Below are 10,202 nucleotides of genomic sequence, written 5' to 3'. Positions count from 1 at the left end.
GGCCGCCGATCTTCACCACTTGCAGCCAGGGGAGGATGCGGACCGGGCGCCTGCCGGCGACAGGGCGCGTGAGTTCCTGGTCGAGAAGGGTCTGGCGCGCGAGCGGCGAAGCGACGTGCTTGATGGTATTGGCAGTCTCGGTCATGATTTTTACCTTCAAAGCGTTTTCCAGCGAAGTGGATACCGGCCCCGCTCCGATTCAATCGGAGCGGAAAAGGCTTTAGCTCGCGGTGATGATGGTGCCGACGTGTTCGCCGGAGAGAGCGCGGGTCAGGTTGCCAGGGACGAGGCCGTTGATGACCTGCACCTGGCGGACGTGGCGCGCCGCCTTGAGCAGGTCGAGCATCGGGAACTCGAGGATCGAGTCGTGCAGCCCGCGCGCCTTCATCTCGTCAACCGAGATTTTGGGAATGAAGGTGGCGTCCTTCGAGGTTTTCGGATTGGCTGTGTAGAGGCCGTTTTCGTCCTTCACGAAGATCATCGCCTTGCAGCCGAATTGTTCGGCGAGCAGGAAACATCCGGCGTCGGTGCGGTAAGGCGGGATGACGCCCTCGGCGGCGGGGCGCATCCACAGGCTGTAGGGCGGCATGCCGCTGAAGATGACGGCGTTCACCTCGGCGAGGTAGAGCGGCACCGCCGACATGCCGGCCCCGCTGACCGTGGAGATGCCATATTTCGACAGCAGCTGCCCGAGCATGGCGGCGTTCTGGTCGGCGACCGAGGCGCCAAGCTGCGACAGCACGCCCGCAGGAAGGTTCAGCCCCGCCGCGATCGAATAGAGGTGGCGGGCGCGGGTGCCGGCGCCGGTGCCAATCAGCAGCTGGTGGTTCTTCCGGGCGGCGACGATCTCGTCCACCAGCGGATAGAGGCCCGCGCGGCCGCGGTCGATGACGCTCTGGCCGCCGATCTTGATCACGGTCGCCTCCGGCAGGATCTTGAAATCCGCCGACGCCTCCGCCGCCGTGAGAAGCTGCGCGTCGGTCAGCGATCGCTGCATCAAGAGCGCTTCGAGCTCTGCCGTCGTGTTGGCCATGATAGGCGCCTTCCTTGGTTACGATGAGTTATTTCGTGCTTCGAGCAAATTGATACGCGGTATCGATCCACCCCGCAATTTACGAAATTCATGCGTCTTTTACTGCACGGGGAAAAACGACAAAAAGACGCATGATTACGCGATCGCCGCAAAGCGAGAACGTCAAAATCCGGTTGACCGCGCTAAGGCGTATTGGCCACACGGCGGCTGGGAAGAAGCTCGCCGGTGCGCTCCAGCACCGGGTAGGCTGCTGAGCCGACGATCAGGCTGTTGATCGCTTTGAGCTCACGCAACAGGTCCAGATAAAGCGAACTCGCCTGGGCCTCATCGACGCGCATGGCGCGCAGACTTTCGAAATGCGCCTCGGTCGCCTGCGAAAGGATTTCGCGGAAGGTGATTTTCTCGTCCGTCAGCAAATGGGCGACACGCGCGTCGGCCGTCATGAACAGCGAACCCGCCGTCCTCAGATTGCCGCCCAGGCGCTCCATCATGGCGAAGAGCTCGCTTTGCAGCGGCTCCGGAATGGCGCCCATCCGTTTGAGATGTTTCGACGCGGCGGGAAGCAGGTTGCGGGCGAGAACGTCGGCCGCCTGGGCTATATTGCTGGAGAAGGTCAGGATCTCTTTTAGCCGGCGGTGATCGTCGGCGCCGAGTTCACCGGCGTCGAGTCCCGTGAGATAGGCTTCGATCGCATCTTCAAGCCGATCGATGGGACCATTCCGGCGACGAATTTGGGCGATCAGCCTGCGGTCGCCCTTTTTCAGCGCATCGATTGCGCCCGCCAGCATTTCCTGCAGGAGATCGGCAAGCCGCAAAGCCTCGCGCGCCGCCGCGCCGAGAGCCACGATCGGCATTTCCCGGGCTGCTGGATCGAGATAGATCGGCCGCGACGGGTCGGCCGCGTCGACGCGGGGCGGGAAAGATTTTCGCAGCAGCCATGCATAGGGCGTCAACAGCGGGAAAAACACCGCGGCGACGGCAAGATTGAAGAACATATGAAAATCCGCCACCGAGCGCGCGTCGTCCGGCTGAAAGGCGACCATGAAACGCCCGATCGGATAGAGAAAGGCCAGGGCGCAGGCGCCGCCGACTATCCGCGTGAGAAGGTTGCCGACCGGCAACCGCCGCGCGGCCGGATCGTCGCCCGCCGGGCCTTCGATCACCGGATTGATCGCGGCGCCGAGATTGGCTCCGAGCACCAGGGCGTAGGCCGCATCGGGCGGAACCGCGCCCCGCGCCGCCAATGACATGATGAACAGAACCACCGCCACGCTCGAATGCGCCGCCCAGGTCAGTCCGGCGGCGAGAATCACGTCGATCAGCGGTTGCGTCGAGACCGCGCCGAGCAACAGGCGCAGGCTTGGCGTATCTTCGTAGACGGTCATGATTTCGAGCAATTGCCGCAGGGCCAGGAACATCAGGCCAAGGCCGATGACGGCGCGGCCCAGATCGCGCGTGCGGGTGCTCGAATCCCTGCGAAACATCACGACGCCGACCAGGACCAGGCAGGGCGACAACGCCGCCACGTTGAAGGACATCGCCTGCACGATCAGCGTCGTGCCGACATTGGCCCCGAGCATGACGGCGAGCGCCGGGACAAGATCGACCATTCCGGTGGCGGCGAAACCGGCCGTCATCAGCCCGGTCGCGGTGCTGCTTTGCAGAAGCGCGGTCACGCCCAGGCCGGCGAAAAACGCCAGGAAACGATTGCGGAGCGCGCCGCCGAGGATGGACTTCAGTTGCGGCCCGAACGCCCGCTGCACGCCAGTCTGCACCATATGCGAGCCCCACAGCAGCAAAGCTATGGCGCCGGCGAGATCAAGCAGTGTGAGCGGAAACGTCATGATCGCTCCTTGTCACGCGTCGGAAATTCGGTTCCGTTGATCGGAAAGTAAGCAGGATTTTGCAGAATTGAAGTCCCGCTTCAGCTTGAGCGGAGCGGCGCCGTTCGGGGCGATGGCTTTGTGATTGCCGCCTTGCATCCGCAATCCCAACCATGACCGGCAACGTTATGTAGACGGTTTACATATAATGTCGACGCGCCACGACAAAAATACTTTATTGCATCAGTCGCCGCTGACGTCATCCGTAGAGCAACACCCACAAAATGCTGCTCAACAGAGCGCTTGTTAACCAGACCGCCACTACAGAAAAGTTTTCGTCATTATCCATTCGCCTGACCTATGGCCTTGCCAATTGACACCCCTGGCTTCTCGATCTGAATATGCTACCCTATTTCGTAGCGAAATACAGGCTTGCCATTCTTGCACGATCCCTGTCGTTCGGCAGGGTTACAAGTTAACTAATCAATACACTTAGCGTTGCGCCAATTACGGATCCGAAAGGACAGATTTTCCATATGATCGAACATACGGTTAAAGCCTTTGACAAAGAGCTCGAAACGCTGGGCGGCCATATCGCCGAAATGGGCGGCATTGCCGAAAAGATGCTGGCCGACGCCATGGACGCGCTCGCCGGCATGAACACTCAATTGGCGCAAAAAGTCGTCGCCGCCGACCCCCGCCTCGACGCGCTGCAGCGAACCGTCGAAGATTTCGCCGTCCACACCATCGCCCGCCGCCAACCGCTGGCGATCGATCTGCGCGAGGTCATCGGCGCCATGCGCATTTCCGCCGACCTCGAACGGATCGGCGATCTGGCGAAGAACATCGCCAAGCGGGCCATTAAAATCGGCGGCGAGTCGCCCATCCCGCGCGCGGTGATCGGCCTGAAGTCCATGCACGACATCGCCGTCAGGCAATTGCACGACGTGCTCAACGCCTACGCGCAACGCGATTCCGAAAGCGCCAGGGCGGTATGGAATCGCGACATAGAGCTAGACGCGCTGGAAGACACGGTGTTCCGCGATCTTCTCACTTTCATGATGGAAGACCCCCGCAACATCACCTTCTGTACGCATCTTCTGTTCTGTTCCAAAAATCTCGAACGGGTCGGCGACCACACCACCAATATCGCCGAGACCGTCGTCTATATCGCCACCGGCGGATCTCTGCCGATGGAGCGGCCGCGCGGCATGGATTTCTTCCTCCACGCGTAAATTCATCGCGAATATCGGATTTGAACCAGGCGCCGAGGCTATGCGAGCGCCCTGCTCAACCTTGCTGGGACGGCGTCTGGACGGTCAGTCCATCAAGTTCCTGCTCGACCCTGATCTGGCAGGACAGGCGCGAATTCGGGCGCGGATCGACCGCGAAATCGAGCATGTCGTTTTCCATCGGGCTGGCTGGCGGCAGTTTGTCGAACCATTCCGGCGCCACATAGACATGGCAGGTGGCGCAGGCGCAGGCCCCGCCGCATTCGGCGACGATCTCATCGATCCCACCCTTGGTCGCGGTTTCCATCACCGTCATGCCCGGTTCGGCCTCGACCTCCCGCTTTTCGCCGGAGGAGCTGACAAAGATGATCTTGACCATGCAAAAATTCCAATTCCTCTCGAAAGCCGCGACGTTCTTCTAGTCAGGATTTGACGATTTCGCCACAAGGAATGCGGCTTGGCCCTTAATCATAAGCCGGGTTAAGCGCCTGGCAGGCCGCGGCCATGTCTTCGGGCCTGCGGCCGCAAGCGGCGGCAAACTCCAGCAGCAAGGCCTCGTCGCTGGCGAGATGCGCCATAACCCCGGCCAAAAACCCCTCCTGAGCCGCCGCCCGGCGCAAATTGACGACCTCAAGGCCCGACAGCGACAGGAAGCGCGACAGCCGCTCCGGATCTGCGGCGATGAAGCTCAGGGCTTCGACGGCGATGGCCTCGGCCGATTCTTGCGCCTTTTGGCGGCCAACGGGGGGGCGAATCGGCATAATCTCTCCTCGGACCGGATTGCCGCCACAGGTTTGACGTAAATTTTCGTTTCGTCAATTTGTATGGCGTAATCCTCAGCAGAGGGGCCGTGGAGAGAATCGCGGCCACTGCGACTTGGGCGGGTTTCGATGAAAAAGACGGTTCTGATCGTCGAGGACAACGAGCTGAACATGAAGCTCTTCAATGACCTGCTCGAAGCGCATGGCTATGCGACCGTGCAGACCAAGAGCGGCGTCGAGGCGGTCGGACTGGCGCGCAAGCACATGCCGAACCTGATTCTGATGGACATTCAGCTGCCGGAGGTTTCCGGCTTGCAGGTCACGCAATGGCTGAAGGACGATCCCACCCTCGCCCATATTCCGATCGTCGCCATCACAGCCTTCGCCATGAAGGGCGACGAGGAGAAAATCCGCCAGGGAGGCTGCGAAGCCTATCTGTCCAAGCCGATCTCCGTGGTCAAGTTCCTCGAAACCGTGCGCAACTACATTGGTGACAAATGATCGCGGTCGCGCCGTCTTCGTTTGAAAAGGCCCGACCATGACGGCGCGCGTGCTGGTGGTTGACGACGTCCTGGCCAATGTCAAACTGCTCGAGGCGCGGCTGACAGCGGAATATTTCGACGTGATCACGGCGAGCAGCGGCTTCGAGGCGCTGGAAATATGCGAAAGGGGCGACTGCGACATCGTCCTGCTCGACGTGATGATGCCCGGCATGGACGGCTTTGAAGTCTGCCGCAAACTCAAGAGCAATCCCGACACCCTGCATCTGCCGGTGATCATGGTCACGTCGCTCGACCAGGCTTCCGATCGCGTCACCGGACTGGAAGCCGGCGCCGACGATTTCCTGACCAAGCCGATCGATGAAGTCGCGCTGCTGGCGCGCGTGCGCTCGCTGGCGCGATTCAAATTGGTGGTGGACGAACTGCGCGCCCGCGCCACCACATCCTCGACGCTCGGCGTCACCACGGCGCCGCCATACCGGCCCGACGACGGCAGGGGGGGAAAGATTCTGCTGGTGGACGACCGCGCCCATTCCCGCGATCGCATCGTTGCTTTGCTCGGCGGCGACTACGAGGTCGAGATCGAGGCCAATCCCCACGAAGCCGTGCTGCGCGCCGGGGACCACGAATATGAACTGGTGATGGTCAGTCTCGGGCTCGCCGGTTTCGACGGACTGCGCCTCTGCGGCCAGTTGCGTTCGCTGGCGCGCACCCGCCACACGCCCTTGCTGATGCTCGCCGACATCGAGGACCGCCAGCGCATTCTGCGCGGCCTCGATCTTGGCGCGAACGATTATCTTGTCCGGCCGATCGACAGGAACGAGACGATCGCCCGAGTCCGCACCCAGATCCGGCACAAGCGCTACGCCGACGGCCTGCGCTCCAATGTGCAGGCGGTGATGGAGCTTGCGGTGGTCGATCCGCTGACCGGCCTTCACAACCGGCGCTATCTCGAATCCCATCTGGTCTCGCTGCTCGAACAGGCGGCGCAGAAGGGGCGCCCGCTGTCGGCGATGTTCCTCGACATCGACCATTTCAAACGGGTCAACGACGGTTACGGCCACGACGCCGGCGACGACGTGCTGAAGTCCTTTGCCGCGAGGGTCAAGCATCTGGTGCGCGGCGCCGATCTGATGTGCCGGTTTGGCGGCGAGGAATTCGTCGTCGTCATGCCCGACACCAAATTATCCGTCGCCCGGACCATCGGGGAGCGGATACGCGCCGCCGTCGCCGCTTCGCCCTTCGCTATCGACAAAGGCGCGCGCGCCATCCCCGTCACCGTGTCGATCGGCGTCGCCGCCTCGGATTGCGGCGACACGCCGGACGCGCTGTTCAAGCGCGCCGACCGGGCGCTCTATCTGTCGAAAAACAGCGGCCGCAACCGCGTCACCGCCAGCGCGGCCTGAGTATGCGGCGCTGCCGCCGCAGCACCTGAATGCGGCTTACGTTACGTCGTAAGAACTGTGTCTTGTGAACCGCGTTGCCGTTAATTCAGCGAGTGACAGAGGGCAAAATGCCTGAATATCGCGACACCGCTCCCGATAACTTCCACGTTATCTCCCGCTGATCTGTGTATTCAATAGCCCATCATGCAATGATAGGCGATGCGGGGGCACGTCAAAACGATCCCCATCGACTGTGATAAAGGCCGTCGCCAGGGTGAGGGGATGACAATGAGTCCAGTCAAGCCGAGAGGTGAACCATGTCGATTGGCGATTGGCTTTTGAATCCGGCCGGGCTGACGCCACATGGTTTCTGCCTGAGCTGGGCGCCCGGCCTGGTTTGGCTGCACGCGGCCTCGGACGCCATCATCGGTCTGGCCTATTTCTCGGTGCCGCTCGCTTTGGCGTCGTTCGCGCGGCAGAGGCGCGACCTGCAATATGGCTGGGTGCTTTATCTGTTCGTCGCGTTCATCCTCGCTTGCGGAACCACGCATCTGATGTCGATTGGCACTCTCTGGTTTCCCGCTTATGGCGTCGAGGGGATCATAAAGCTGATCACAGCCATCACCTCCATCGCCGCCGCGATTCTTTTGTGGCCGATAATTCCAAAACTGGTCGCGCTGCCATCGCCGGCCAAATTGGAAAGCCTCAACGCGGAACTGAACGCGAATATTGCCGAGCAGCGACGCACCGCCGATTTGCTAAAACAAAGCGAGTCACGCGTCAGAATGGCCAATCTTGACCTGGAACATCGCGTCAGGGATCAGACTGCAGAGCTCCGAGCCGCCGTGGCCGAGGCCGAGCGGGCGTCGTCCGAGGCGCTTCGCGCCGATCGGGCCAAGTCCAAATTTCTGGCCGCCGCCAGCCACGATCTTCGCCAGCCGGTGCAGTCCTTGACGCTGTTGATGGATGTTATCAAACGTCAGACTGCGGACAACCCAAAGGTCGCGAAGGCGGCCGACATGGCTCAATCCTCCATAACCAGCCTCAATGGCATGCTGACTGGCCTTCTTGACATTTCCCGTCTCGACGCCGGGGTAATTGCGCCGGTGATGACAACTGTCGACATTGGCGAACTCGTCGATCGGCTGGCGCGCGAATATCAACCAAGAGCGGCGGCGAACGGACTCGAATTGCGCGTCGTCCCGCGCGCCTTGCGCGTAAGCACAGATGGCAGTTTGCTCGAGCGGATTATACGCAATCTAATCGAAAATGCGCTGCGCTATACAGTCACCGGCGGCATTCTCGTCGCCGTCCGTCAAAGACGTGAATTTGTCAGACTTGATGTTTTCGACACCGGGATAGGAATTCCCGCCGATCAGCAGACGGAAATTTTTGAAGAATTCCGGCAACTCAACAATCCGGCGCGCGATAGCAGCAAGGGCTTGGGCCTCGGTCTTGCAATCGTGTCTCGCCTCGCCCGCCTGCTGGGAACAAAGATTGAAGTGGCCTCGAGGCTTGGTCGCGGCGCCCGTTTTTCGCTGCTTCTCCCCCTCGATAGAACCGTCCCCACCGTCAGCGACGCCAAATCGTCGCTGAGCGATCCCGGCGGATGCATTCTTATCATCGAAGACAATTCCGAAGTGAGCCAAGCGTACGAACTCATGCTTTCTGATTGGGGCTATGCGACGATTACAGCGACCAGCGGGGAGGAGGCGCTCGACCGAGCCGCTTTTAAAAACTGGCGGTTCGATGCCATTCTTGCCGATCATCGGCTTGGCGCCGGCCTGACCGGAACTGTGGCTGCGACGGAGATCGCCCGCCGCGCTAATCGATCTATCCCAACTTTGATCCTCACAGGCGACACGGCGAAGGAGCGGATCGCCGAAATCAAACTCAGCGGCTTTCGCATGCTGCACAAGCCGATCGGGGCCGATGACTTGCGTCGAGCATTGGCGTCATCGCTGCGGGACGGCAATGGTAAGTCTTCGTCCCACGATTCCCATGACGAGCCGTAATCGGCGGCTAAGCTTAAGTGAAATCCACATTGAATCTTATGCAGCGGCTGCGGGATTCGTCTGGCCGCTTTCCGCGCGGATTTGAGCATTGGTCGGCATGCGCCGAGCGTCAAGTTTCGAGCGCTAGCCAACCCTCACCGGTTCTCGCCTGTGAGAGTTGTTGGAACACGCTGGATTGATGCGAAAATTCAGGCGATGATGCGGGCCGATGAGCCTCGTCCCCTTCCGCATCCGCCAGATCGACCGCATCGCCGCCGTCAAGCCCTCGGACTGGGACGCCTGCGCCAATCCTGGCGACGCTTCCGTGTCGGAGGGCGGCGAGAGATTCAATCCCTTCCTCACCCACGCCTTTCTCCACGCGCTTGAGACCTCGGGCTGCGTCGGCGGCCGGACGGGCTGGATTCCCGCCCATGTGCTGGTCGAGACCCAGGAAGGACGGCTCGCCGCCTGCGCGCCCGCCTATTTCAAGACCCATTCGCTCGGCGAATATGTGTTCGATCACGGCATAGCCGACGCCTTTCACCGGGTCGGCGGCAGCTATTACCCCAAATTGCTGGTCGCCGTTCCCTTCACCCCTGTTACGGGACGCCGGTTGCTGGTCGCCGCTGACGCCCCCGGAGGCGCCGCCGAGGCGCTGACGCTTGGCCTGCGGGCCTGCCGGGAAAGCGCCGGCGCCTCATCGCTGCATATCAATTTTCCCGACCCGCCCGACCGCGATTTTCTCGAAAAGTCCGGTTTTCTTCAGCGCAAGGGCCAGCAATTCCACTTCTTCAATCGAGGCTATGCGAGTTTCGACGATTTCCTGCAAACGCTCGCGTCGCGCAAACGCAAGGCTATCCGTAAGGAGCGCGCGGAAGTTTCCGCCGCCGGGCTCGAGATCGAGTGGGCGACCGGCGCCGATCTCACCGAGGCGCATTGGGACGCTTTTTACGCCTTCTACATGGATACCGGGGAGCGCAAGTGGGGCCGCCCCTATCTCACCCGGGCGTTTTTCTCGAAAATTGGCGCGGCTCTGGCGGACCGGATCCTTCTGGTGCTGGCGCGGCGCGGCGGCCGCCTGATCGCCGGAGCGCTCAATCTGATCGGCGACGACGCGCTTTACGGCCGCAACTGGGGCGCGCTCGAACATCACCCCTGCCTGCATTTCGAACTCTGTTACTACCAGGCCATCGATTTCGCCATTGCCCGCGGAATTTCGCGTGTAGAAGCCGGCGCGCAGGGGGAGCACAAGCTTTCGCGGGGCTATGAGGCGGTGGAGACTTTCTCGGCGCATGAATTCGCCGATTCGCGCCTCGCCCATGCGGCGGCGGATTTTTTCGCCCGCGAGGCTCAGGCGGTGGACATGCTGATCGAGGATTACGCCGAACACGCGCCGTTTCGCAAAGTCTGAAATCTTTTTGGTTTTTACGCGTTTGCTTTATGCGAATGGCGCCCGCTTCGCTTGCAAACGCTA

General features: G+C 61.4%; 9 protein-coding genes and 1 pseudogene. 5 read left to right on the top strand and 5 right to left on the bottom strand.

What is annotated here, in order from left to right; genetic code table 11:
* The 3 genes and pseudogenes from ACLP2E_RS11025 to ACLP2E_RS11015 form a co-directional block, all read right to left on the bottom strand.
* Positions 1-145 (bottom strand): annotated as a pseudogene (locus tag ACLP2E_RS11025) (molybdenum storage protein subunit alpha); the annotation flags it as partial.
* 75 nt (positions 146-220) lie between these two features.
* On the bottom strand, positions 221-1,033 hold the full coding sequence (locus ACLP2E_RS11020) for an amino acid kinase family protein (protein ID WP_442465944.1): 813 nt from the start codon (positions 1,031-1,033) through the stop codon (positions 221-223).
* A 182-nt stretch (positions 1,034-1,215) separates the two neighbouring features.
* Positions 1,216-2,877 carry a Na/Pi cotransporter family protein gene (locus tag ACLP2E_RS11015; protein ID WP_442465943.1) on the bottom strand — a complete coding sequence of 554 codons (1,662 nt, stop codon included), beginning with the start codon at positions 2,875-2,877 and terminating at the stop codon, positions 1,216-1,218.
* 515 nt (positions 2,878-3,392) lie between these two features.
* Between ACLP2E_RS11015 and phoU the strand changes: the two genes are divergently transcribed.
* A complete protein-coding gene (phoU, locus tag ACLP2E_RS11010; RefSeq protein ID WP_442465942.1) occupies positions 3,393-4,091 on the top strand; it encodes a phosphate signaling complex protein PhoU in 699 nt (232 codons plus the stop codon).
* Between the two features lie 55 nt (positions 4,092-4,146).
* Here the strand turns inward: phoU and ACLP2E_RS11005 are convergent, their stop codons facing one another.
* Positions 4,147-4,467: a 2Fe-2S iron-sulfur cluster-binding protein gene (locus tag ACLP2E_RS11005; protein ID WP_442465941.1), complete on the bottom strand. Its 321-nt coding sequence runs from the start codon at positions 4,465-4,467 to the stop codon at positions 4,147-4,149.
* An 85-nt stretch (positions 4,468-4,552) separates the two neighbouring features.
* Positions 4,553-4,849: a DUF3572 domain-containing protein gene (locus ACLP2E_RS11000; RefSeq protein ID WP_442463198.1), complete on the bottom strand. Its 297-nt coding sequence runs from the start codon at positions 4,847-4,849 to the stop codon at positions 4,553-4,555.
* A 129-nt stretch (positions 4,850-4,978) separates the two neighbouring features.
* Between ACLP2E_RS11000 and ACLP2E_RS10995 the strand changes: the two genes are divergently transcribed.
* The 4 genes from ACLP2E_RS10995 (at position 4,979) to ACLP2E_RS10980 (ending at position 10,139) form a co-directional block, all read left to right on the top strand.
* Positions 4,979-5,350 carry a response regulator gene (locus ACLP2E_RS10995; RefSeq protein WP_442463197.1) on the top strand — a complete coding sequence of 124 codons (372 nt, stop codon included), beginning with the start codon at positions 4,979-4,981 and terminating at the stop codon, positions 5,348-5,350.
* Positions 5,351-5,387: 37 nt separating this feature from the next.
* Positions 5,388-6,755 (top strand): PleD family two-component system response regulator, encoded by a 1,368-nt coding sequence (locus ACLP2E_RS10990; protein WP_442463196.1) that lies wholly within the window; start codon positions 5,388-5,390, stop codon positions 6,753-6,755.
* 296 nt (positions 6,756-7,051) lie between these two features.
* Positions 7,052-8,749, top strand: a complete 1,698-nt coding sequence (locus ACLP2E_RS10985) for an ATP-binding response regulator (RefSeq protein ID WP_442465940.1) — start codon at positions 7,052-7,054, stop codon at positions 8,747-8,749.
* A gap of 208 nt (positions 8,750-8,957) precedes the next feature.
* Positions 8,958-10,139, top strand: a complete 1,182-nt coding sequence (locus tag ACLP2E_RS10980; RefSeq protein WP_442463194.1) for a GNAT family N-acetyltransferase — start codon at positions 8,958-8,960, stop codon at positions 10,137-10,139.
* Positions 10,140-10,202 lie beyond the last annotated feature (63 nt).

The organism is Rhodoblastus sp., assembly GCF_052145335.1.
Classification (GTDB): Bacteria; Pseudomonadota; Alphaproteobacteria; order Rhizobiales; family Beijerinckiaceae; genus Rhodoblastus.
Note: the sequence above shows the minus strand (reverse complement) of the source record. Positions and strands in the feature narration are given on the sequence as shown.